Here is a 24031-nt window from a genome sequence, read left to right on the forward strand (position 1 = left end):
TAAAATCAATCATCCACATGAATAATCCGGCCTAGAATCCAGAGATTGGCAATGGAGAATCATCTTCCCTTCGCCGATTTTCCCAAACGATGGGGCGTGCGGGCTGCAGAGCATCAAATCGGCCAGGTCACCTTGCCGCACAGACACCCCCTCGTTTGGAGAATCAGCTCGCGTTACTGCTCGCTGCGAAGGATCGGGCCGCTGCCGGAGGACTGCGGAGCGGCAGGCGAGGAAGTCGTCTCGCTGGTGCTCTGTGTCGCTTCGGGCTTGCCGTCAATGATGACCTTGTCCGACACCACGCGTGGACCTTGGGGGCCGGGGCGGCGGCCCCGGCGGCGACCGCGTTGGACGGGGACAAAGCGGCTTTCGACCGACTGGATCAGCTTCGTGATGCAGAGCTTGTTGATGCTCAATTTGACTTCCTCGGACTCGTTGGCCAAGGCTTCGTGCAGGCTCTTGGGCAGTCGGATGGTGATCATCCGCTCGGGTTCGCTGGCGTCTCCCTTGGAGTTGTCTTGGCTGCGAATGGCAGCGAGCATTTCCTGCAGTTGGCGATAGGGCTCCGTGCTCTGGAATTTTTCCCGCTCGGTGATGTCGGAAAAGAGCTGACGAACGACGCCTTCTGGGCCAAAGATTTCGCGGAAGAAAACGACCCAACTGCCCGTCTGTGCGAACGCTTGTTCCGCCAGATGGAGGGTCTGTTGGCTGCGTCCGTGGAAGTCCTGGGTGGGGTCCACGGGGCTCAGTTTTAATTTAACCTCGCCCGGCGTTTTCTCTGGGCTTGGGTCGCTAGCATATCGAAGCTGTTCGGAGGGGGTGACTGGCGTCATTGGTTCGTGATTCCTTCTTCTGTTCGTGTCCGTGGCGGAGGTGCCAGTGGCTGATTGAGCCGATCCTCGCCAGGGGTCAAACGCTCCTTTGCAAATAGTTGCTGTCAAAAGGACTTACGCTCGCAAATCAGATGTGCACAAGCTTTGGGCAAGCCTGCCTCGAGCCGCACCTCGCCGGGCTGCGTAAAAACAAGGCACTGCCTTGTTGTGCAAAAACTAGGTGTCCACTCCGGATATTCTTTGCAAGCCTTCCAGGTGAAGTCTGTTGGTGTCAAGAAAGTCAACGAAAATCACACTTTTTGCCTGGTGCTATTTGATGGCAATTTTTCTGTGATTTTCTCGGATCCGCTCAAGAAGGTGCGGGTCCTCGCTGGGGAGACGTGATCAGGCGGCGACGTACCCGGCGTTAACCATGAGAGGGGTTTCTGCGTCCGTGTGCGTTTCGGCGTGGAGAGCCGAGGCAAGTCAACCCCTTCGAGTTGAGAATTCGTAGAAAGCTTGGTGTTCCAAGTTTTCCGCAGTGACGAAGCCAAGCAGCAAACAGGCCCGGCGGCGGGGAGCCGCTCGGCAGTTCTCCCCGGCCTGCTCAGCGTCCGTCGTAGGCCGCTGCGATGAGTTTCACCGCGCGAGAAAGTTGCTCAGAACTGGTGGTCCATCCGAGCGAGATTCGCATGGTCCTGCAGGCCTGCTGCTCGCTTCGGCCGATAGAACGCAGTACCCGAGTCATCTCATCCGGGGGGGAGCTGGACTGGGGGGTCGAGATGGCCAGTTGGCGGGCGGATTCCTGCAGTCGGCTGGTGTCGGCGGGCAGTTCGATCGCGAGGGTGTTGGGCAAGCGTTCGGCAGCTTCGCAAAGCACGGTGATCCCGCCGGGGACCTGCTGACGCAGGTCTTCGATCATCTTGTCTCGCATTTCAGCGAGCTTGTCCGCTGCGTCGACGCAGCAGCGTTGGGCCAGCATCGCGGCCGCCCCCAGTCCGACGCAGCCGGGAATGTTTTCTGCTCCAGGCCGCAGTCCCATTTCTCGCGGCTCGCCATAAGTGATCGCGGCCAACTTCAGGCCTCGCCGCACGTACAACGCCCCGCTGCCTTTGGGGCCATAAAACTTGTGTCCGCTGATCGAGACGGTGTCCGCTCTCAGCTGGGTCACATCGATCGGCATCTTGCCGAAAACCTGTGTCGCATCGCTGTGCAAGACGACCCCCCGGCTGTGGCAGATGTCGGCGACTTGGCGGACCGGCTGGATGGTCCCGACCACCGCGTTGGCCGCCTGCAGGCACATCAAGCGAGTGTCCGGGCGGATCATCTGGTCGACTTTAACGGTGTCGATGATTCCATTAGCGCCGCATGGAACGGGTTCGATTTCCCAGCCCAAACGGGTCAAGCGCTCCAGGGGGCCGAGGACGGATTCATGTTCCAGGCAACTGTACAGCACATGCCCGACAGGCTGGTCGGACAGCACGCCGAGGATGGCCAAGTTGTTGGCTTCCGTTCCGCCACCGGTGAACACGACTTCGAACGACTCGCATCCGGCCAACTCCGCGATTCCTTCACGCGCGTGCTCAAGAGCTTCGCTGACCGCCTGAGCTTGGGCGTGTTGCTGCCCGGGGAGCATGAAGTGGGTGGACCAATAGGGCTGCATCGCTTCCAGGACAGAGGGCGCGAGCGGCGTGGTTCGGTTGAAGTCGAGGTAGATAACAGACAAACTTGTTCAGGCACCGCGGCATCTCCCCGTCAAAACGCGGGTTGATCAGCCGCCGGGCATTTCCTTTGGGCGGGGGAATGACTTGGATTTGAAAGAGAAGCGAGGGTAGGAAATCGGCGTGCATCGAGCTTAATTCGATTTTTTCTTTCCGGTAGTGCTCCGCCGGCATGGGGCCTCATTGCGGGCGGGTCTCGCATGCCCCTTGTTTATGAAATTCGGAGGATGGCATTTGCATCAAACACCGATCACGGTGATAATTCAAGGCATTGTCGATCGGAAGCCGACAAGACATTGGAGACTGGTATCGTTTGTAGCACCCGATGAATGGGTGACTAGGCTCCGCTGACTCTTCTCTCAATAGCCTTTTCTCACGGAGTGCGGTGCAATGAAACGAAACAATACCGGGTTCACACTCGTCGAGCTGCTGGTCGTGATTGCGATCATCGGCATCCTGGTCGGCTTGCTCGTTCCCGCCGTGCAGGCTGTTCGCGAGGCGGCCCGATTGACACAGTGTCAAAACAACATTCGTCAGTTGGCGGTCGCCACTCAAACGTATGCGAACCAGCGTGGTCAACTACCTGGATACGTTCAACGTTACGGCGGGTACATTCCGCCCGCGTCAGGGCCTGGGGATCCGACCGACCCATCCAACGCGGGCACTTTCGTTGCACATGCCAAAGTGGGCGGTTTCGGTGTTGCCTTGTTGCCCCACATCGAACAGCAAGCGATCTTTGAGCATTGGAGCGAGAGCAAGTACCCGGTGCTCAAACCGGTGGGAGGGATCCATGAGGAGTCGTCTGAGTTGGCAGGGGCAGGATTTCACGCGATCGCTGCTGCGAGCATTGCAACTTTTCAGTGTCCGAGCAGTCCTGTCATCAATTCTAACTTGGGTCGGAATACCTATGCTCCCAACACCGGCATGTCGCATCTAGGGGACAATCCGGCCAACGGAGCGGTTCGTGTTTTGACGACAGGTTTGTCGAGAACCTACAACACCAAAAACTCGCTGTTCAATCCGAAGTACGTAGGGGTGTTCTCCGGCGCGCCTCCCGCGAATTTTGCGGTCGGCCAGAAGATCACGCTTGAGGACGTAGCTGATGGATTGAGCACCACGATGTTGTACAGTGAAAATGTTCAGGCGTACCCGTGGTTCCGCCCCGGTTTCTTGAACGCAGCCGATCTCGCCAACGCCACGATGGTCAATGGCCAAGTCGAGTTGGTGGCAGATGGTGCGACCGTTAGCGGCGGAGGGTTGTACTCCGAGTCCGGTGGCGCGCCCATTTGGGAAGCGTTGATTAACGGGCGATTTTCTGCAGGGATCAATTGGCACTACGAAAGCGATGAGCAGCTGCTCAGTTCGAACGATAAGATCAACGCTGCTTATGTAGCAGTGGGAGCGCCCGTGCCAGCGGTTCAGCGTTTCCACAAGATCAATGGCGATGGTAGAGATATCGATTCGATCACCGAACGTATTCCGAATTTTGCGGACGCCTACCACTTTGGTCGTCCCTCTTCAACTCACCCGGGTGGCGTGGTGGTGGCGTTTTGTGACACGAACATTCAGTTCGTCACGGACACCATCGACTACCGCGTGTATCAAGCGATGCTGACTCCCCACGGCAAGAAGAGCGACGTTCCTAATCCAGAGTTTGTGCTAACGGATGAACTTGCTGAGTGATTTGGCAATAGACAGGCACAAAGAGCAAACGTAGGTCATGCTGTGCATGACAGAATACGAACACCGAGCGGCGATCATTCACCGGAAAGGAACTCGTTGGTAAAGCAACTTTCCGGTGTTACTGTTTTCGGATCGACCAATCCGAGTTCCGCCATTTGGTTGACCAGCGTTTGCCAACGCTGGGCCGACATTTGACCAACCTCCGTGGGCGACATTCCGTTGGGCATTGCCAGTGGTTTCATCTGCTCAGCACCAAACGCTAACGCTTCCGCCGTCATTCCGTGATCGTTTGCGGCCAGGATTGCTTCATTACCTCGCTCTGGAGACTCCAGGTAGTTTTGCCAGCCTTGTCGGGTCGCGGTCACAAACGACCTGACGAGTTCCGGTTGTTCGCGGATCAGTTTCCCCGTGGTCACCAAGACGCTGGAGTACGGGTTGAACCCCAGATCGCTGACCATCAGCGTGCGAACATCCACACCTTGTTGTTGAGCGAGCAATGGTTCGGCGAATGAGTAGGCTTGAACGACGATGTTGGGGTCGGCGATCAGTGAAGCGACGCTGCCGTGATAGGGCACTTCGTTCACACCCTCTAGCAGCCCTTTGCTGCGCATGAACTCGACATATGCACGCCCGTTCTGTCGTTGAAAGGTCTTGCCTACGAGGTCCTTGAATTCGTTCACGCCGCTGTCGGCACGGACCAGGATGCACCGAGGATGATCTTGCAAAGCCGCCAGCACGGCGACGACGTCCATGCCCTGTTGTCGAAACAGCACGACATCATCCGCGTTGGCAAATGCGAACTGACAGCGTTCCAGTTCCAGCTCGGGGCCGATCGGAGTGGCGCGGCCGCCGGGGCGAATCTCGACATTCAGCTCCGCTTTGTCGTAGGTGCCGTCCGATTTGGCTTGATAAACGCCGCCGTGCTCGGATTCGGGAAACCAATTCAACTGAACCGCCACAGCAGCTCGTGAACCGCCGGACCCGGAATTCGCACCGCCATCCCCCGAGGGCGCTGTTGATCGACCGCATCCGATGCAGCCAACGGCGACGCATGCGGTAACAAAGGAAAGCAGGGACACGCGGAGGAACTGCAAAGCCGTCATGACTACAGACACAATAAAAGGAAACAGAGTCAGGGAAACAGAGTCAGCGACAGATGCCATCATCATCCCTTGGTCGTGATACCATCGTCGTGGCATCGTAGTGTCCAAGCAAGCCGTCGGTCAAACCAAATGCCCGGGCTGGGAAATCAAACGTTTCGCGTCCAGCGTCTCAGAACGGTGCTGCTGAGCAGATGCACGATCCCGAACAGGGTCAATCCGATCAGCGTGGAAGCAAAGAGGGCGGCGATCAACGCGTCGGTCATGTTGAACCCTTGCCAACCGGTCATCAAGGTTCCCAGGCCTGCACTGGATGACGAACCATTGCCGACAAAGAATTCCGCCACGATGGCTCCGATCACCGCCAAACCGCTGCTCGTCTTGGCTCCCAGCATCAGATAGCTGATCGCTGATGGGATTTGCAGACGCAGCAGTCGTTGCAGCTTGCCGGCGCCGTAGAGTCGAAACATATCCGATTGCTGTTTGTCGATCGCCAGCAGTCCAGCGGTGACATTGTTGATGATGGGAAACAGGCACACGATGACGGTCACGATGAGCACCGTACGAAAACGATAGCCGCTCCAGATGATCAGCAATGGCGCGATGGCGACGATCGGAACCGTTTGCAAGAACACGATGTAGGGAAACAAAGCCAGACGCAGTTTGCTGGAAAGACTGAAGACGATCGCCAGCATCGAACCCACCAGCACCGCAAGCAACAAGCCCAAGCCGGCCGCGGCGCCGGTGGCGATCGTTCCCTTGGCCAACTCCAGTCGGTACTTGTACGCTGCGGCCACCACAGCCCGTGGTGATGGCAGGAGAGCCGGTGGCAAGTCCAGTCCCCAGACCAGCAGCTCCCAGATCGCAATACCGATCCACGCCACAGCGGCGACGGCAATTGCTTTGGCCAGCCATGATGCCGTCGGTTCATCATCGCGTCGAGCACTCATCGGAACGTCTCCTCGCTCGTCACACGCTGATCGTTGCTGGGTTTCGTTAGGGTATTCAGGTTTGTCTCGCATTCGGCCGCGCGGCGCATCGCGTCACTGACATGTCCATAAAAGTCAGCGAACTGCGGTGTCCTGAGCAGGTCGACGTTCCGGGGATAGGGCATCGGATTGTCGATGATTTCAGAGACGACACCGTTTCCCATGACCACGATGCGGTGGGACAGCAGGATCGACTCGGCGATGTTGTGAGTGACCATCACTGCCGTGAACCCGTATTGCTGCCAGAGATCCAGCAAGAGTTGCCCGAGTTCGTTTCGGAGCATCTCGTCGAGCGCTGCAAAGGGCTCGTCGAGCAACAGCACGCGAGGGCGTGTGACCAGGGCGCGGGCGATGGAGACTCGCATCTGCATGCCACCAGAGAGCTGATGCGGAAATCGGTCCACTGCATCGTCCAATCGAACCGCTCGCAATGCATCCAGCGCCGCCGTGGGATCATCGGTCCGGGAAGACGTCAGTTGCAGGGGCAGGCTGGCGTTTTGAAGCGAGGTTCGCCAGGGCAGCAACGCGGGTTGTTGGAAGACAAAGGCGATCTCGCCACGGCGTGCAATTGCTGCTGGCTCCAGAGTGACCGTTCCGGCGGTTGCGGATTGCAATCCCGCCATCGTGCGTAGCAACGTCGTTTTGCCGCAACCGCTGGGGCCAATGAGGGAAACAATCTCACCAGCGGCGGCGGTGAACGTGACATCGCGAACCGCGGTCACGGCGTCGTCAAAAACCACGGAAACATCGCGGCACTGGATCTGTGATGCAGCCGACATGTGTCCCCGTTTCCTGTCTGTTCATCGTATTCTAACCACGTAGCCGAGCCTCTCGGGACGTGGTAAACAATTGTCGCTCGACTTTCCAAGTCGATAGCGTTCTCCGCTGTACGTTGTCGACCCGGAGAGTCGAACGACAATCCGCAAGCGGCAACTTATTAATCACACGTCCCCCGAGGCTCGGGGATTTCGCGTCTCGGAGAGACGCGGCTACGCGAGTTTCAGTCTTCCATTGCTGCTTTAGCGGCGTCTTTGAGTGCGCCGTCGGGTGTCAACTTGAACTTACGATCACCGACTTCGATCTCCACGTCGTTTGCGGTGATTGCCGTCACGGTACCTTTGACGGTGCCAATTTCAAAGCCGTCGCCCACACGCAGTTTCAGCGTCTTGCCTTTGGTGCGAACATTCATCCATGCGACCCAGTCCTCGTCGCCTTGCACCAACGCGGTCAAGAACGTCTGGGTGGCGTCGTCGAATGCTGGCGGAGTGACCGGTGGTTCCGGTGGCGGAGGTGGATCGACCACGGCGACGGACAGGGTTTGCTCAACGGATTGATGAGGGTAACCACTGTCGGTTGCACGCACTCGAACTTGGATCTCGCCTTTTTCTTTCGAGTCGACTTGCAAGGTCCCGCTGCGAGAATCAAGCGTCACGCGTGGATCTGGTTCGCCGATCAATTCCAAATCAACTCTGTGCGACTCGGGGTCTTTGAAGGTCAACGTGATCGGAGTTCTACGTCCCACGATCGCTTCGACCTTTTGGTTGCCCGTGTATTGAGGCGATTGGTTGGGCGGTTCGAACAAATTGCGATTCAAGATCGGTTCGCTGTAGTGGGCGACGTCATTGGTGATATGCCAAGATTCCGAAGTCGGCTCGGCCGCATCCTCGGCTGCTGCTGTCAGGGCGAGGGCATCGACGGACATTTTGAGAGTGAAGCCGCCGATCTTGCTGGGCCGCAAATCCAGGTCACTGATGCGGTGCAAGTAGTCTTTGGAATAGAAATCATGAAGCAATTTCAAGACATTCGGCAAAGGCGCTTCGCCGGAAATCCGGAAGCCGAGTTTGTGGTACAGCGCACCGGACATCGTCGTCGTGGGGTCCACCGACGGGTTGCGGATTCCGTTGGCCTTGATGACGTCGCGCAACCAATTCTGGTAGTCGCTCGCCGCACGGACTTTGTCGCTCGGCAGTGAACGCGTCAGGTACTCGCCCATCCGTCCATCAGCCAGTGCGCCTTGCAAGACGGTTTCTTCCAGAGTGATGCTGGAATTGGTCAGCGACTCGATCTGGCCTTGTCGATAATCGATCGCGTCTTTGTATTTGCTCCATCCCCACTGGCCTGCACCCAAGACGAGTAAGCTGCCAACGGCGATCAGTAGGATTCGTTCTCGTTGAGTCATGCTTCCACCTCCTGCGTCACGTTGCCTGAGTCAGGAGACGTTTCACTAGCGGGGGATTTTGGTTCGGGAGAGGTTTCCGGATTCGAATTCGTTTCGGTTTCCGATGCGGTCTCTGGTTGGGTGTTTTCTGCGGGGCTGGTCGTCTCGGGCTCCGACGGTTTGTTTGTGGTTGCGGACTCCGCTTCGCCGGCGCCCGATGAATCGGTTGTCTCTTTGGCTGATTCTTGGGGGGATAGCGTTGCTGTTGCAACTGGTTTTTCAACCGTCATTTCCGTCGAGTCTTTTGTTCCCAGGCCCATCAGTTGTTCGTAGCGTTGATTTCGAACGAATGTCGGGTCGATGAGGACTGATTCGTCGAATCGCCATGAGTACTTGTCTTCCGCCTTCTCATCCTTCTGTGTGCCTTTGCCGACCACGGTGTGGGAATCATCCCGGAGGCTCGTTTCGATGTCTTCGATCACAGCGGAGTCCGTGACTCCACCGACCACGGTCAGCTCACCGCCACTTTTTCGGATGTCCGTCTTTGCGCTGATGGAGCGGACGATCAGTTTATCAGAGGGAGGCAGGTTTTCCGCGACGCGTTTCATTTCGTTGAGCCAGTTGACGCTACCGTCGAGATAGTTGTCGATCGATTCGGTCTGTGCAATGCTCTGCAGTGCACCTTTTTCCTGCGATTGAAAATCCGATCGTTGTTTTTCCAACACTGCGATCTTTTGATTGAGTTGGCTGATGTTGCGATAGCCAAAGAATGCGAGCAGCAGAGCGATGGCGATCGGTCCTCCGATCAACAGGGCGTGTCGAAGTCGGTCCGGTTCGACTTCCACTCGTTTACGCGGGTTGAGGAAGTCGATCAAACGATCCGAGTTCATTTCATCGCACGCCAACAAACCGACCAGCGGTGCCAAGCGACCGACGTGTTTGGGCATCGTGGCCTTGGCAGCCTCTGTGACTTCGACCAACTCGAATGGATCGACGACATCGACGTTGGTGCCTTGGATCGCTTGCGAAATCTTGTCGACTTCTTCTTTGTGCACATCACTGAGCCCCCACAAGATCACGCGATCAGGAGCACCGTTGATGCCGCATGCCAGCAGGCTGCGTCGCAGTTCGCCGGCCAAGCCGACGGATCGTTGTTTTGGATCGGCGGGCAAGCGTACCGTTCGGACAAAGATCACTTTGCCGTCTCGGGCGATCGCGATCTCCGCGTCCAGTGGCAGCAGGTCGATCAAAATGACATCGCCGGAGACGGTTTTTTTGGTCAAGTACAGTGCGGCGGCTGACAGCGGCCGCAGCGCGATCCGTTTGGGGACCAAATCCGACGCTTTGCACTGCTCGCGGATTTCGTCCAGTTGGGTCGGGCCGATCGCCGCAGCGATCAACGAGGTGCCTTCGCTGGTTTGGTTGGTGATCAGGTAGTCGACCGTCGCGCGATCGCTAGCCGAAGCAAAATTTCGGATGGCTTGGAACCGCACCATGTCGGGCAGTTCGTCTTCCGGGACCGGAGGCAGATCCAGTTGTCGCAGTTCTGCTTGGCCGCGACCGATCGCGATCAGCGTTTCCGTTTTCTGCAGATCATGTTCGACGACAAACCGTTTCAGCGTCTGGGAGACGTTTTCGTTTTCGGCGATTGGAATGACTGCCGCATCGGTCACTTTGACTTGATCGCCGCTGCATTGCGCAGCGACCAGTCGTAGTTCCGATTCGTCCCAGTCGATGGCTATTTTTCGTGGCATGGTTTCAGTTTAGTCCAAGGATTCCAGATGGCAGCACAGATGTGCCAATTTGGGTCGGTGGTTCATTGATTGGGCAAGTTGACGGTGGAGCGAATCCCGAGCACGGAGACATCAAAACCGCGTCCCAAGTGGCTCAGGTCACGCCACATCACGATCTTGGGGTTCACCGTGGTGGCATCGATGATGATTTCGTGTCGTTGTGAGATGCCCTTGGCCTCGTAGTAGCCCACGATCTGCGCCCGGTAGATGTCTCCACCGGCGGTCAACAGTGGTGTCAATTGACGCATTTGATCCAGGGTCACGATGCCTTCGACCATCGGCCAGGTCTCGTGGAATCGGTTGGGATCGTCGGACTGCCCCATCCGCGCTTCCAAGATCGCTTGGACTTGTTCCTCGGTCAGCATCGGGATGCCATAGAGGAGTTCCGCGGGGCACTCGTTGATGTTGATCCGGCCGGGCATCGTCTCCGAATCTTGGGTCGTCAACGCGTCCATGATGATGGGGAGGTAGTTGCCCATCGTCAGCAGATCAAAGGGGGATTGGTAGCTACGGGCATTGTCCCCATTGCCGACGGTGACCGTGGCGTCGATCAAATCCAGGACTTGCGTGAAATCGGTGCCGCCACCGGCGCTGAGATCCAGTTCACCCAGCAAGTCAGACGTCCAAACGCCGCCCGAGGGAGCCGAGCTGTCCTGGTTGTTGTTTCCCTGATCTGAGTTCCCTCCCCCTGAGTCTTGAGAAACAACTCCGGACAAAGCGGATGGCTGACCCGCCATTCGATACGCACAGATGAAACTGGCGTAGGTTTCGTCGCCCAGTGCGTCGACGAGTTCGTCGTACAACGCTTCCAGATCGTCTTGGTTGATGTTCACGCGGAAGGAGCCGTCACGACGCTTGCTGGCTTCGCTGCCGTGGACGGTGAAGTAGGCTGCCAGGCCGAGTGCGCCCGGAGTGTCCACGGTGGCGTTGAATCGTTGTTGTTCGTCGGGGTCCAGCATTCCGTTGCGATTGGTGTCGGCACCGAACAGAAGGTTCGGGGTCATTCCGCGAACCAACAGCAGTTCCTCGACACTGAGGACGGGACCGTTGGTGGGTTCGTAGGGAGTCGAGAGGCCGGCGTAGTAATCAAACTCGGCGCCGTAGGGTCGCGGCTCATCGTCTTCATCCAGCCAGTCCAGGATCGCATCGGAGAGATCTTCCGTCATACCGGGCAACGCCAGCAGGATTGCCGACGCGAGGTTGTCCGAAGCAAGTGCGTCTTCTGCGCTGGCGTCTTCTGCCGCGCCAAGCGACGCGACGACCATCAACGCGTCTGAATTTTTTTCCAAGATCGGCAACGTGTTCAGGTTCAGCTTGGCCGATTCGTTGACCAATCCGAAACGCAGTCCGCCCAACATGCCGGTATCGGTCAGGTCAGGTGCGACGATGGAAAAGTTGCACGCGGTGACTCCGTCGGCTCCGGTCGACGCGGTCACGGCTTGGAACATGTTGGGGTTGTTGTACAGGCCACCTTGCTCGGTTCTCAGGTCCGGCGGCTGTGACAAAATCATCCGTACTGCTTCTGCACCGGACTCCACCGTCACGCGTGCTTGTACCAGATCACCGGATAGATAGGCGGACTCGTCAAAAGCGAGCATCACACCAGAGAAACTGAACACCGCCATCGTTGCCACAACGATCACGATCAAGACCAGCACCAAAAAGAATCCGCGAGGCGTGTGTTTTCTCATGTCTCTGTCCCCGCCGCGTCTGTTGTTGCTGTTTCTTCTTCCTCGATTTCGATCACTTTGGCCATCGGCAACCGCACGATGTGCTGAAACACACGGACCGTGTCGGTGTCCGTAACGCTCACACTGTCTCGGTCGACTCCCGGTTTGATCATGGAAAGCTGGACGCGGATCGCCAGTGGCAACTCGCCCAGTTCATCACTGTTCCACTGGTAGAGCCAAGTGGTTCCGTCCCAGTAGGAAAACTCGATCGCCGCGACTTCCGGCGCCAACAGTTCTCCGGTCGCGGTGAGTTGCGGCAGGTTTCCACTGGAGGCAGCGTAGACCGTTGCATTGCGATCCAAGGATCGACGTACCAAGCCGCCGCTGTCCGTGTTGGAGATCGCGGTACCATCACCCGCCAGTTCGTCCAACGGGTCGGTCACTCCGCCGAGAAATCCTGCGGACTGAACGAAGTAACTGACGGTCTTGAGGTCGCTGGGGATGTCTTGCAAATCCGTCACGTTCTCATCGAGCATCACGATGTACTCTTCCAGACGAGGCAGTTTGCTGATGTCCATTTGGATTTGATACTGGTTGCCGATCAGCCCCGGCGTTTGCAGGATCGCGGTACCCGAGTCCAGGGTCGCCGCTTCGGTTGCTGTTTCCTCGGGTAGTTCTTCTTCGGATTCGATTCCGGCCGCTGACAGGTCTTCACCGGTGGATTGGCCCGTGATCTGACCTCCCATCGACGCAGCCGAACTGGCCAGTAGAGCTTCCAAGGCACTCGTGTCTGTTGGCTCGGGGTGCAAGGTCGATCTCAAGTCGTCTTCGATCATCTGCATCACCGCAGCAGCCAGCATCGTTTGCCGAATATCGGTGTCAGCCACATCCATGTCGCTGACATAGAACTGGAACGCGGCATTGATCAGCGACATCAGGACCACCGACATGGCCAGCGTCAGAATCAACTCCAGCAATGTGAACGCTCTGCGGTTGTGAGCGGTGCGGACGATTGTTTGTCGCGATTGATCGCTGTTCATCAGATCGCTTCTCCCGACGCGGCAGCTGCGATTTCTTCTCGTGCGGCCTTCTCTTCCATTTCGGCTTCGACCAAGCCCAAGGCAGGATCGATCATCCAGCGGTCCAACACGTAAGTCGCCAGCGGTAGGTCTTCGTTGGGAACTGATGCCCGAACGGTGACGCGTATCGCCAGCATTCCCGCAAGCGGCGCTTGTGCGATGTCGACCGAGTAGGTGTACGTCGTCAGGCTTTCGGAATCGAACGCTTCCACCGGCGAGTCGACCACGGGCGTCGGCGTCTGGCCGGCTTCTGAATTGAGCAACAGCTCGGACAATTTGGTTTGGCACAGAACACGTGACATCGCCAAGGCGCGTGCTTCCCGTGCGGCTTCCGTTCCCGTGTCAGCCAATTGAGCCAGCAGTGCAAGAGAAGTTCCCAGGATGGCTAGCGCCAACAGCATCTCCAGCATCGAAAACCCACTGCGATGGCTGATGGTTGATCGGTTGTTTCGTGGGGTTGCTTTCATGGTGCGGGCGCCTGGACGGTACCGACTGTGACATCGCCGGTGATTCCACGCATCTTGATCGTGATGGTTCCGTCCGTCGCATGCTTGAGTGTCAAGGCTGCCGTGCTCGTGGTGCCATCGGGATAAAACAAAATGGGTCGGGAGAATCCGCCCGTCTGATCGGAAACGGTTTGCTGTTCGATTGCTGCGGCGCGAGCAGCCGATACCACCGCAATGTTTTGCAAGACGACTTCATCGGGCAACTGAATCTCTCGGTCGGCCACCGCGTCAGGTTGCAACGCCGTGACGGTGGCTTGATCGGCACCGGTCAGCATCGCGGATTGAGAACCGGTTTGATCATAGGCTTCGATGGAATCCGCCAGCGACTGAAAGGGACGGATTCGGATCACGCCTTGTTCCAGTTCCCCGTCCAAAATCATGGTGCGTCCCTCACGCATCGCGCGAAGTCGCAGACGCATCATTTCTTCGCTCATCTCATTGGCAGCGCGGACCAGTCTCCGATCCCCCAGCAACATCGCGAAGGTCGGGATAGCGATCGATCCGAGCACGGCGATCAACGAAATCACCAGCAACAGTTCCAGCAGTGTGAAACCAGCAGACGACTTTGCGGCGGTGGGGCGGGTGATGGACACGGCAGATAAGTCACGGCGATGAGGATCGCCGGATGAGAGAGTGGAACCTTACAAACAAGTCTTCGAATCGTTTCGCAGCCGGGTCGCGCCACCCGCAGTTCATGCCACCCGGCTGCCAAAACCATTCGCTGATTCGCGAGATCAGCCGGTGACGACGATGTCGTCGTCGTTATTCATTTGGCCGTCGATCCCGCCGCTACGCAGTTCGTAGGTGTTGCCATTGACCGAGTAAATGATCTCCTTGCCCCACGCATCGGTTGGGACACGTTCGATGATCGGCTTCACCCATTTTGCCTTTAGCGACGCATCACTGGGGCCGTCTTTGAGTTCTTCCAAGGTCTCCGGTAGCGTGTTCATACGAAGTTTGTACTGCGTGATGAACGATTGAACCATTTTCAACTGTGACTGGGTCGCGTCCGCCTTGGCTGCTTCGCCCGTGCCGACGACGTTGACGACCACAATCCCACCCAAGACGACCAAAATCGCCAACACCAACAACAGCTCCAACAACGTAAAACCACCGCGACGGCACGAACGCGAGCGGGTGGACGAATGGCCGCGATGTCGGCGGCGTTGCTGACAACGATCTTCGGGGGCGTGGCATTCGGAATTTGGAAGCGAATGTTTCATTGGTTCAGTGGGGTAAAGCTGAAAAAGGTGAGGGAGAGGCAAAACCCGTCGAGACGCCCGATGGTCTCGGGTGGCCGTCTCACGCGGTGGTCTCGAAATGGAGTGGTCCGTTCTGAGTGACCCAGCTCGCCTTGGCGTGAAAGCTGAAATTCGTTTTCCACCGCCTTTGGTCACTGTGTCACACAAGGATTCTAACCACTGGTCAAAAAAAAAGTTCCGGCAATCATTCGGATCGGAACGCCATTTCTTTGTCCACTTGAGCGGTTTTTCCAACAAAGCGTGTTCGCCGGTCCATTGCTGGAACGACTATCCCAATGATCGGAGTCAAACGTCCTCGATAGCAAAAAAGCTCGCGAAATTGGAGGGCGGGCGGATCGCAAAAGCGAACGACATGCCCAGTGGTATACCCCGGCAGGGGGTGCTGCGCTCCGGTTTATCCCGCCCAATCGCAGCCTGATTGGGAAGTGATTGGGTGACATTGTGACGATTTGGGACGCTCTCAAGGCGACCGCAAACAGCCAAATCGTAACGATGGTGGTAGAATACAGGGAATTAGTAAATACGCTGTTTCCCATCTTCACTCCTTTTCTGAACCATCTGCTGGAACGCTGAACCATGGCGGCACGCGACGATTCTGTAATCCGTGGCAGTCTGATTACCTGCTTGATCTTCCTCGTCCTCTCCCTCGCGCTGAACTTTATCCTCTGGCGTTGGGGTGACACACAGGCGACGACAGCGAGCAACGACAAGACTGCGCTGCGAAATGCACAGGACGAAATCCGAAATCTGGAAGAACGCGCCATCACCTACAAGGCGATGCTCGGACAGGGACAACTGAGTCAGGATCAGTTCAATGCGCTGAAAACCTCTCAGGACACCGATCAGGACATGAACGAAATCGCAAAGCGATTCGTGGATCACATGACCGTGTTCGGACCTGACGTCGAAGTACAAGACAAGAATTATGCCAAGCTGCCCGACTATCTGTTGACCACGATCCGCAGCCGCAACGAGCAATACGGTGACGCCATCGAACAGGTGGCCCAGATTCGCAAACAAGCGGACGCTGATGTCGATATCGCTAATAAGGCGCAACAGCAAGCGGAGACGGAGCGTGACACGGCGCAAAAGAGTCTTGAGACAGAACGCGATGCTTATGCAAAGGATCGGGCCCGCATCAACACGGAACGGGAAAAGGATCGCGACAAAGTGACGTCGATCACACGCGATTTCGACCAATTCCGTCGTAAGAAATTGGACGAAACACGCAAACTGTCCCAAAAGCTGGACCAGTACACGTTGACGATCGAGACGCAGCGAATCCAGTTGAACGAACTGCAATCGGATCGTTTCGAGTCGGTGCAGGGCGAGATTCGCAGCGTTCGCCGTGGCGGCGAGGTTTGCTCGATCAACCTCGGGTCGGCCGACGCACTTCGCCCCGGCATCACCTTTGGCGTTGTTGACCGCAATGACCGCTTGGAGGACGCCGAAGTCAAGGCAACATTGCAGGTCACCAAGATCCTCGGTCAGCATTTGGCCGAAGCACGTGTGATCGCACGTCCTCGTATGGAAACTCCGATCATCGAAGGCGACTACGTGTACTCGCCGTTCTGGGCTCCAGGACGCGAGGTCAAGATCGCTTTGGCGGGCGACATCGACATCGACGGAGACAGCAAACCAGACAACAGTGCGTTGGTCGGCATGATCCAAGCCGCTGGTGCGAAAGTCAGCGCGGCCTTCTTGCCCAACGGGCAAGTCGAAGGAAAGCTGGACTCCAGCATCCGATTCATGGTTACCGGCGAAGCTCCCGATTTGGACGGCCCCAACGCGGATGAGAACGCAGCGCAGATCGCCATCGTCGGTAAGGCCCGCGAGAAAGCTCGTGAGCTGGGGATCACCATCATCCCGGCTTGGAAGCTGCAAGCTTACCTGCGTCGTTTGGATGACTCGCTGACAACGCCGCTGGGTTCGGCGGCACGCGGCGAAGATTTCCCGCCCATCCGGGCATCGGACACCACGAGTCGATTGCCGACCGTGCTGCCCGAATTGTACACCCGTCAGCTCGAAGGCATGCAGAAGGGCAACGAGATCAAGCCCTGATCGAGCACCGGAAATCGTTCGAGATTCGGTAGCTGAGCCACCGTTGAACGAGCGTTAAACCATCGCAGAGCCGCAGTCCACACGACTGCGGCTCTTTTCGTTCGATGGCAGTGTGGAATTCGGTCGCCAGCAACCCAGTGCGGGTTTTGGTTGCCAATAACGCATAGTGAGATGGAAGCAGGACGTCTCGTCGAGAAGGCCGCCTGGATCGCTTTTCTGATCTCAGCTCGAAGCGCAGGCGTGGTCGCATTTCGCGTCGTGAGTACTTGGCGGCGTCCCAGGAGTCCAACAGCGAACGGAGGCATTTCTACATATCACTCTTGCAATTCACACCAGAATAGAAAATGGAATCAGCAATCGATCTGCCCAGGGTTCTTGACTTTTTGGAACCTTGTTTCTTTTTCGCCAAACGGGGACTCAGCCAAGTGACCCTCGTGAGTCCGTCGGTGAGAGACGTGCTGGGATACGAGCCCAAGCAAGTCATTGGCGGTAGCTACTTGGATTTTGTCATCCACGATGACCCCATCAACGCGGACTTGATGGAATGTCAAACGATGGATCTCAGCAATGGTGGTCGCATTCAAGCCTTACGCGCCGTCCGCGCGTGGGACGGTTCCCGCAGAGTGCTGTCGATTCAAACCGTCGGTGCGAGTGACACAGAAGAAAAGCCTGTCCTTACGCGGCACAATGTGGCCTTGGATGTGACACAAAGTGTGGACCGGTATCAAAAGATGTCGAAGCGTTTGACCGAACTGACTCAGTGCCTCGGTAAAATGAATGCGAGCGAGCACGCGATTGCTTATCGATTGTTGGACGGCAAGCTGAACCGTGAGATCGCGAAAGAGTTGAATCTCTCCGACCGTACGGTGGAGCGTCGACGTGCCTCGATTCTGAAACGCTTGGGCACCAACAGCCATGCCAAAGTCGTCCAGTTGATGGTCGAACGCGATCTGCTGACACAAATGCTCGAACACAACGAGCCATGGCATCTTGCACGCAACGCAAACTTGGTCTGCTGAACCGTCGCTAAGCAGTCGCTCGACTTTCCAAGTCGATAGCGTGCTCCGCAAGTTTCTGTCACCTCTCCTGTCGCAGCTGGTGGCCCCCAGTGAGCCTCAGTCGCTAGCCGTGGGCCTGAGGCTCCGCAAGTTTCTGTCACCTCTCCTGTCGCAGCTGGTGGCCCCCAGTGAGCCTCAGGCGCTAGCCGTGGGCCTGAGGCGGATTGTGGTGCCGACCCACGGCTAGCGCCTGAGGCTCACTCTGATTGCGATGCACGGGACAAAAACATGGACTGAAAAAACAATGTCAACGCCAATCTTTGAACAGCCCGGGCAAGCCCGACGGAAATCTGCGTTGGCTCACCGTATGTAGGTCATGCTCTGCATGACCTATGAGTGTTGCTAGGCTGCTGGTCGATACAGTCGGGGTTGTTTCCATTGTTCATCGCTCACGAACGATGCGAGCGCATCGATGGTTCTGGCGGTCGCTCCGCGGTGTTGCTCGACGACTTCTTGCGCGGCTCGCCCCAACGCGTCGGCGGCAGGGACGTTGGTCAGACAACGGACAACAAATGCGTTCAACTCGGCTTGATCGTTGACGCGGACAGCGGCGTCGGCATCGATCAATCGTTGAGCGATGTCGGCAAAGTTCTTTGTGTTGGGGCCGAAGGATACGGCGCAACCGTAACCGGCCGGTTCCAACATGTTTTGCCCGCCTCGGTTGCCGAAGCTGCCACCGACGGTGGCGATCTGACAGACGCCCCACCAATGCCGAAGCTCGCCAATGGTGTCCAGCAGGATCACTCGGTCGTTGGTCCATTCGGCATCGATCAACGATCCAGCGCTGGAACGTCGGTGAACTTTCAAACCGCTGCAACGCACCAGTTCCGCGACGTCGTCAAACCGTTCGGGATGCCGAGGTACCAGGATCAGCCGCAGTTCTCGAAACTGATCTTGCAGCTGCCGATAGATCTCCAGAGCCATCCGTTCTTCGCCTTCTTGGGTGCTGCCGACCATCCAGACGACCTGCCAGGGATCGATCCCCGCCCACTGAACTCGTGCTTGAACTTCGTCGGTGTCGCGAGTGGAGGGCGCATCATCGAATTTCAATGACCCGGTAATCTGCAGACGCTCCTTCGGCGTACCGCACCCGGCGAAGCGTTCTTTGGTCGCGGCGTCCTGGCACCCGACCCAGTTGAGCCGGCCAAAGGTTCCCTGAGTTAGTCTCGCAAAACGTCCGTAGCCGGCGGCGCTTCGTTCACTCAAACGACCGTTGATGACTGAAACGGGACAAGCGTTTTGGGAGGCGATACGAATCAAGTTGGGCCAAAGCTCCAGCTCGGCCAGGCAGAGCATCTTGGGACGTAGGTGACGGATCGTTCGACGCACCGCCCAAGTGAAGTCCAAGGGGCAGAAGAACACATTGCCGGCGCCGAATTTGGCCACGGCCAGATCGTAGCCCGTGTCGGTGCTTGTGCTGACAACGATCCTTTGCTCGGGAAATCGCTCCGAGAACGCTTTGATGAAACCGCCCAACAAGTTGACTTCGCCGACACTGACGGCGTGCAACCAAATGCAATCGGCGTGATCCCCGCGAAGTTCAGCGGCGTGGTCACGGGAAAGCCCCCAAAATTTTTGCCCGATCCCGCGACGATAGCGACCGTGCCGAAACATCCGAAAGGCGATCCAGGGCGAAGCGGCAAAGAGCGCGAGGAAGTAGAGGGCGTTGGCGATCATCGGAATCCTTTCCGGATGAATGGGGGAACTATCTGGTGCTGTGATCTTAAGTTGGACTTGATTGGAAACGATTAGCCGTAGGCGACGTTCAATGCAGCTCGACCTACCCTACGGGCACGCGTTAAACGAAAAATGATTGAAATCGCGGTTAGGCGTTAAACTTCCTTTCGCATGCAACAGGCTTTGTACTTTTTGCCGCTGCCGCAGGGGCACGGACTATTGCGTCCGACCTTGGGTTCGAGATTTCGAATCGGCTCTGCCCGGACCTCCTGCGTTTGGCTTGCGCTCGCCTCGGCGGCTTGCGCGGTCGCGGATCGCGCCGGTTGGCTAGCCGCCGCTGCGCTGCTAATCGACTGGGCTTCATCGTGACGCGTGGATGCATCGACCCACGTGCTGCGGATGAAGTCTTCGTTGAAGGCTTCCATGCGGAAAATCAGATCGGTGACTTGCTCGCCGATCGATTCCCACATCGTTTCAAACATTCGCATGCCTTCGCGTTTGTACTCGACTTTGGGGTCAAGCTGGGCGTAGCCCTTTAGCATCACACTGCTGCGCAAGTGGTCCATCGTCAGCAAGTGATTCTTCCAAGCTTCGTCGACGATGTTGAGCAGAATCTGACGCTCCATGCGTCGCATTTCGGGGTGGAAACGATCGTCGACGGCACCGTGGAGGGCAAGTTTCAACTCGGCGTGATTCATCCGTGCCAAGTCTTCTTTCTCCGCTTTGGAGCCCAACTGCGTGGCCATCCACTGGACCAGTTCATCCAGGGTGCCATCGCCGCCGCTGGCCAGCAACGCGGTGGTTTCTGGGTCGGAGTTCTTGAAAACCGCTTCGAGTTTCTTGTCCGCTTCGGCATACGCCGCCTCGGACTGGCCGCCGGTTTTGCGGCTGAACTCGATCATCTGGTTCTTGAGATCGTCCCGATTCATCTGGACTTCGTCGACCGCTAACTCGGTGGAAAAGCGACGAGCGATCCAGTCGACCAAGCCTTCGCGATCCAAGGTGATTTGGGTGCCCTGTTTGGTCGTGAATTTGGAGATGCCGGCCAGGACGGGATACTCGTTTTCTTTGTCGTTGTAACCTTGTTCGGCACGTTGATAGAGCGTGTCGGCGACGACGCGGCGGTCATCCACATCGCGAAATTCCTCCGGCGTGGTTTCGATGCCGAATTTGTGTCGCATCCAACCGCACAGGTTTCTCAGCCCGTGGTCGGACTCCAACAACGGGGCAAGATCGCTGACGTCCACCTTTTCAATTTGAGCGTGTGCTTTGGCGGTCAGTTCGTCGATCAACTCATCTCGATCCATCTTCTTGAGTTGATGTTCTTGATAGTTGGTTTCCAGACGCTTGTTGGACCACGACGTCAGTGCTTGCCAATTCCATTCGTCTTCCATTCCCGCGGGCAGATTTTCTTCCACGGTCTCCATCACAGTGACTTCGGCAGCCCGCTCGGCTTGCTCGGCCGCGTAGTTGCTGGCCATGTCGATGTCCATGTTGCGGAAATCGCGTGGATCGAGTTGGCAACCAAAACGAGAGCCGGCGATGGCCGCAAAACTTTCCACGCCGTAGTCGGGCGATAGGAAGGTTTCGACGTGCTTGTCGATTTGGGCTCGAATCAGATCCAGCAGCATATTCCGGGAGCTGTGCCCATCGAGCAGACTTTGTCGATAGCGATAAACTCGCTTGCGTTGCTCGTCCATGACTTCGTCGTAGTCGAGCAAGCTCTTGCGGGCTTCAAAGTGTCTTTCTTCGACCTTCTTTTGCGCGGCTTCGATTCGCCGGGTGACGACCTTGGACTCCAACGCTTCGCCTTCACCCATACCCATCCGTTCCATGAAGCTACGCACCCAGTCGGGCGCAAAGATTCGCATCAGATCGTCTTCGAGAGACAAGAAGAACTTGCTGCCGCCGGGGTCACCTTGCCGACCGCAGCGCCCGCGGAGCTGCAAGTCGATCCGACGTGACTCGTGTCGTTCGGTACCCAAGACATACAGGCCGCCGATTTCGCGAACGTGTTTTCCTTCGACGCTCATTTGCTCGCGTTCGTCGATCTCTTTGACCAGAGCATTCCATTCTTCGTCGGGGATTTCCAATCGCGAGGGGTATTTGTGTTGCAGTTGCGCCCAAGCGAGGTTTTCCGGGTTGCCGCCCAAGATAATGTCGGTACCCCGGCCGGCCATGTTGGTCGCGATGGTGACCGCGTGTTTCCGGCCGGCTTGGGCCACGATTTCGGCTTCACGTTGGTGCTGCTTGGCATTCAACACGTCGTGTTTGATGCCACGACGTTCCAGCAGGGCGCTCAGGCGTTCGCTCTTTTCGATACTGACGGTACCGACCAAAACGGGTCGGCCTGCGTATTGAATGCCAGAGATCTTGGAGCGAGGAATCATCTCGGGAGTCTTTTCTCCCTTGGAGAGGAACTTGATCTGGTCGGCTTGTTCTTCGACGATCTTGCCCCACCATTCTCCCTCGTTGCGATCCTTCATCACCAGAACGTCCCACTTGGTGGTCCGCTCGATCTCATCGGCCAGCGCCTTGTACTTGTCCTTTTCCGTCAGGTAGATGATGTCGGGATACTCGATCCGTTCCAGGACTTTGTTGGTCGGGATGGCGACCACATCGAGCTTGTAGATCTTCATGAACTCGGTGGCTTCCGTCATCGCGGTACCGGTCATGCCCGACAGTTTCTTGTACATCTTGAAGATGTTCTGCAGCGACGCGGTGGCAAACGTTTGCGTTTCCGGCTTGATCGGAACGCCTTCCTTTGCCTCGACGGCTTGGTGCAGGCCGTCGCTCCATTGACGACCGTCCATCAAGCGACCCGTGAACTCGTCCACGATCACGATCTGGCGGTCTTTGACGACGTAATTGACGTCTCTTTTATAGAGGTGGTGGGCCTTGAGCGCGTTGTCGATCAGGTGCGGCCATTCCATGTTGCCCGCAGTGTAAAAGCTTTCGACGCCGGCAAGCCGTTCGGCTTCACGTACACCCTCATCCGACAGCGTCACATTGTGCTGCTTTTCATCGACGGTGAAGTGTTCTTCCTTTTTAAGTTGGCGGGCGACTTGGTCCGCATCGGCGTACCGCCCGATGTCTTGATCGGACGGTCCGCTGATGATCAGCGGCGTCCTGGCTTCGTCGATCAAAATATTGTCGACTTCGTCGATGATCGCGTAGTTGAGCGGCCCTTGGCACTGCTGGGCTTCGGGCGGAAAACGGTCGTCGCCTTTCGCGGCCGGGCGCATGTTGTCACGCAAGTAATCGAAACCGAATTCGTTGTTGGTTCCGTACGTGATGTCGCGTTTGTAAATGTCTTGCTTTTCACCAGTCGACATCCCCGATTGGATCGCGCCGACGGTCAATCCGAGGTTCATGTACAGCGGAGCCATCCACTCCATGTCACGACGAGCCAGATAATCGTTGACCGTGACCACATGGACGCCCTTGCCCTCCAACGCGTTCAGGTAGGCGGGCAAGGTCGCGACCAACGTTTTTCCTTCCCCCGTGACCATTTCGGCGATGTTGCCTTCATGCAGAACCATGCCGCCGATCAATTGCACATCGTAGTGGCGCATGCCTAGGAAACGCTTGCCTCCCTCGCGGCACACGGCGAACGCATCGGGCAAGATGTCGTCCAACGTCTCGCCGGCGCGCAGTCGCCCTCGCAATACGTTGGTCTGATTACGCAGCTCATCGTCGCTCATCGCGGCGTACTTGGGTTCCAGTTCCGTGATCTGGTTCGCCCGAGCACGCAGCCGCGTGACTTGGCGAGCATTGGCGGACCCAAAGATCGATGTAACGGTGCGATCAAACGACCGAAACAGGCCGCCAAAGATGATGCTGCCAGCGTCAGCTACTCGTTCAAAAAACGACATTGTAGAATCGTATGTAAATGAAAAAACGACAGCGCCGATTCCTCAAACCCGCCATCGTTTCGATGGCGAATTGCGGCGGTCGGCGGATGACGCTTCGGATTGTGAATGGGTATGCAGGCAGTGGATGATTCCTTCACCGTCTCTGCCCAAGGGTCATGCGGAAGTTCGCATCACCAAGTTGGTTCTTGCCAGTTTTCTCCTGCGAGTTTTCTGTTACCTGATCGGTTCGTGCTAGGTCCGGCGAATTGAATGCATACACGAAAGTCGATTTGGCAGACCAGCGAAGATCCGGCACTCGCTGCGATTTTTGGACCAATTTCAGACAAGTTACCGTCAATCGCCGACTCTTCACGGGACTCCCATGCACCTTCCTGTGATGCTCGGTCCAGCCGATTCGCCGTCCGATTGCCTGAATTCGAACCTAAACGCTTTGGGCGCTTTAGGTTAGGTTTTAAGGGTTATGAGGTCAACGGGAATTGATTCTGCGAACCGCTTGAACAATCGCAGGTTGGGGGGAATGCGGGCGATGGGTATCTTTCTGGAGTTAGATGGCCGGATTTATGGCAGGAGAATTCGACGCTTGGGCGCCC

The 24031-nt window shown here is 57.1% G+C and carries 17 protein-coding genes; 3 read left to right on the forward strand and 14 right to left on the reverse strand.

Annotated features, from left to right (window positions below):
* Positions 1-173: 173 nt before the first annotated feature.
* Positions 174-830 (reverse strand): hypothetical protein, encoded by a 657-nt coding sequence (locus Pla52nx_RS11180; protein WP_146517882.1) that lies wholly within the window; start codon positions 828-830, stop codon positions 174-176.
* A 586-nt stretch (positions 831-1416) separates the two neighbouring features.
* On the reverse strand, positions 1417-2535 hold the full coding sequence (locus Pla52nx_RS11185) for a cysteine desulfurase family protein (protein WP_146517881.1): 1119 nt from the start codon (positions 2533-2535) through the stop codon (positions 1417-1419).
* Positions 2536-2920: 385 nt separating this feature from the next.
* Between Pla52nx_RS11185 and Pla52nx_RS11190 the strand changes: the two genes are divergently transcribed.
* Positions 2921-4213: a DUF1559 domain-containing protein gene (locus Pla52nx_RS11190; protein ID WP_146517880.1), complete on the forward strand. Its 1293-nt coding sequence runs from the start codon at positions 2921-2923 to the stop codon at positions 4211-4213.
* A 74-nt stretch (positions 4214-4287) separates the two neighbouring features.
* Here the strand turns inward: Pla52nx_RS11190 and Pla52nx_RS11195 are convergent, their stop codons facing one another.
* The 10 genes from Pla52nx_RS11195 to Pla52nx_RS11240 all read right to left on the reverse strand — a co-directional run bounded on the left by Pla52nx_RS11195 (position 4288) and on the right by Pla52nx_RS11240 (position 14731).
* Positions 4288-5412 (reverse strand): ABC transporter substrate-binding protein, encoded by a 1125-nt coding sequence (locus Pla52nx_RS11195; protein WP_231741583.1) that lies wholly within the window; start codon positions 5410-5412, stop codon positions 4288-4290.
* A gap of 50 nt (positions 5413-5462) precedes the next feature.
* Positions 5463-6263 (reverse strand): ABC transporter permease, encoded by an 801-nt coding sequence (locus tag Pla52nx_RS11200; protein WP_146517878.1) that lies wholly within the window; start codon positions 6261-6263, stop codon positions 5463-5465.
* Positions 6260-7081 carry an ABC transporter ATP-binding protein gene (locus tag Pla52nx_RS11205; RefSeq protein WP_146517877.1) on the reverse strand — a complete coding sequence of 274 codons (822 nt, stop codon included), beginning with the start codon at positions 7079-7081 and terminating at the stop codon, positions 6260-6262. The genes Pla52nx_RS11200 and Pla52nx_RS11205 overlap by 4 nt, the downstream gene beginning before the upstream one ends.
* A gap of 221 nt (positions 7082-7302) precedes the next feature.
* The gene (locus Pla52nx_RS11210) at positions 7303-8481 is read right to left on the reverse strand and encodes a hypothetical protein (RefSeq protein WP_146517876.1); all 1179 of its coding nucleotides are present in this window, start codon (positions 8479-8481) and stop codon (positions 7303-7305) included.
* Complete coding sequence (locus Pla52nx_RS11215) at positions 8478-10214, reverse strand: type IV pilus biogenesis protein PilM (protein WP_146517875.1); 1737 nt, start codon at positions 10212-10214, stop codon at positions 8478-8480. The genes Pla52nx_RS11210 and Pla52nx_RS11215 overlap by 4 nt, the downstream gene beginning before the upstream one ends.
* Positions 10215-10276: 62 nt before the next feature.
* Entirely contained in the window at positions 10277-11944 is a 1668-nt protein-coding gene (locus Pla52nx_RS11220; RefSeq protein ID WP_146517874.1) for a type II secretion system protein GspK, read from the reverse strand.
* Positions 11941-12963, reverse strand: a complete 1023-nt coding sequence (locus Pla52nx_RS11225; RefSeq protein ID WP_146517873.1) for a PulJ/GspJ family protein — start codon at positions 12961-12963, stop codon at positions 11941-11943. The genes Pla52nx_RS11220 and Pla52nx_RS11225 overlap by 4 nt, the downstream gene beginning before the upstream one ends.
* Positions 12963-13469 carry a prepilin-type N-terminal cleavage/methylation domain-containing protein gene (locus Pla52nx_RS11230; RefSeq protein ID WP_146517872.1) on the reverse strand — a complete coding sequence of 169 codons (507 nt, stop codon included), beginning with the start codon at positions 13467-13469 and terminating at the stop codon, positions 12963-12965. The genes Pla52nx_RS11225 and Pla52nx_RS11230 overlap by 1 nt, the downstream gene beginning before the upstream one ends.
* Positions 13466-14101, reverse strand: a complete 636-nt coding sequence (locus tag Pla52nx_RS11235) for a pilus assembly FimT family protein (RefSeq protein WP_146517871.1) — start codon at positions 14099-14101, stop codon at positions 13466-13468. The genes Pla52nx_RS11230 and Pla52nx_RS11235 overlap by 4 nt, the downstream gene beginning before the upstream one ends.
* Positions 14102-14242: 141 nt before the next feature.
* Complete coding sequence (locus Pla52nx_RS11240) at positions 14243-14731, reverse strand: type II secretion system protein GspG (RefSeq protein ID WP_146517870.1); 489 nt, start codon at positions 14729-14731, stop codon at positions 14243-14245.
* 615 nt (positions 14732-15346) lie between these two features.
* Between Pla52nx_RS11240 and Pla52nx_RS11245 the strand changes: the two genes are divergently transcribed.
* Together Pla52nx_RS11245 and Pla52nx_RS11250 are read left to right on the forward strand one after the other, a co-directional pair.
* Complete coding sequence (locus tag Pla52nx_RS11245) at positions 15347-16831, forward strand: hypothetical protein (RefSeq protein WP_146517869.1); 1485 nt, start codon at positions 15347-15349, stop codon at positions 16829-16831.
* Positions 16832-17175: 344 nt separating this feature from the next.
* A complete protein-coding gene (locus Pla52nx_RS11250; protein ID WP_146517868.1) occupies positions 17176-17850 on the forward strand; it encodes a LuxR C-terminal-related transcriptional regulator in 675 nt (224 codons plus the stop codon).
* 381 nt (positions 17851-18231) lie between these two features.
* On the opposite strand, the gene Pla52nx_RS11255 is transcribed toward Pla52nx_RS11250, so the two are convergent.
* Positions 18232-19566, reverse strand: a complete 1335-nt coding sequence (locus Pla52nx_RS11255; RefSeq protein WP_146517867.1) for a 3-deoxy-D-manno-octulosonic acid transferase — start codon at positions 19564-19566, stop codon at positions 18232-18234.
* Between the two features lie 155 nt (positions 19567-19721).
* Complete coding sequence (gene secA / locus Pla52nx_RS11260) at positions 19722-23441, reverse strand: preprotein translocase subunit SecA (RefSeq protein WP_146517866.1); 3720 nt, start codon at positions 23439-23441, stop codon at positions 19722-19724.
* Positions 23442-24031 lie beyond the last annotated feature (590 nt).

This window comes from Stieleria varia (assembly GCF_038443385.1).
Taxonomy (GTDB): Bacteria; Planctomycetota; Planctomycetia; order Pirellulales; family Pirellulaceae; genus Stieleria; species Stieleria varia.

Coding starts and splice junctions, on each gene's coding strand:
- Pla52nx_RS11225 (WP_146517873.1), bottom strand. CDS start 12,963: ATGAACAGCGATCAATCGCGACAAACAATCGTCCGCACCGCTCACAAC.
- Pla52nx_RS11200 (WP_146517878.1), bottom strand. CDS start 6,263: ATGAGTGCTCGACGCGATGATGAACCGACGGCATCATGGCTGGCCAAA.
- Pla52nx_RS11230 (WP_146517872.1), bottom strand. CDS start 13,469: ATGAAAGCAACCCCACGAAACAACCGATCAACCATCAGCCATCGCAGT.
- Pla52nx_RS11220 (WP_146517874.1), bottom strand. CDS start 11,944: ATGAGAAAACACACGCCTCGCGGATTCTTTTTGGTGCTGGTCTTGATC.
- Pla52nx_RS11245 (WP_146517869.1), top strand. CDS start 15,347: ATGGCGGCACGCGACGATTCTGTAATCCGTGGCAGTCTGATTACCTGC.
- Pla52nx_RS11180 (WP_146517882.1), bottom strand. CDS start 830: ATGACGCCAGTCACCCCCTCCGAACAGCTTCGATATGCTAGCGACCCA.
- Pla52nx_RS11195 (WP_231741583.1), bottom strand. CDS start 5,412: ATGCCACGACGATGGTATCACGACCAAGGGATGATGATGGCATCTGTC.
- Pla52nx_RS11210 (WP_146517876.1), bottom strand. CDS start 8,481: ATGACTCAACGAGAACGAATCCTACTGATCGCCGTTGGCAGCTTACTC.
- secA (WP_146517866.1), bottom strand. CDS start 23,441: ATGTCGTTTTTTGAACGAGTAGCTGACGCTGGCAGCATCATCTTTGGC.
- Pla52nx_RS11190 (WP_146517880.1), top strand. CDS start 2,921: ATGAAACGAAACAATACCGGGTTCACACTCGTCGAGCTGCTGGTCGTG.
- Pla52nx_RS11240 (WP_146517870.1), bottom strand. CDS start 14,731: ATGAAACATTCGCTTCCAAATTCCGAATGCCACGCCCCCGAAGATCGT.
- Pla52nx_RS11250 (WP_146517868.1), top strand. CDS start 17,176: ATGGAATCAGCAATCGATCTGCCCAGGGTTCTTGACTTTTTGGAACCT.
- Pla52nx_RS11205 (WP_146517877.1), bottom strand. CDS start 7,081: ATGTCGGCTGCATCACAGATCCAGTGCCGCGATGTTTCCGTGGTTTTT.
- Pla52nx_RS11255 (WP_146517867.1), bottom strand. CDS start 19,566: ATGATCGCCAACGCCCTCTACTTCCTCGCGCTCTTTGCCGCTTCGCCC.
- Pla52nx_RS11215 (WP_146517875.1), bottom strand. CDS start 10,214: ATGCCACGAAAAATAGCCATCGACTGGGACGAATCGGAACTACGACTG.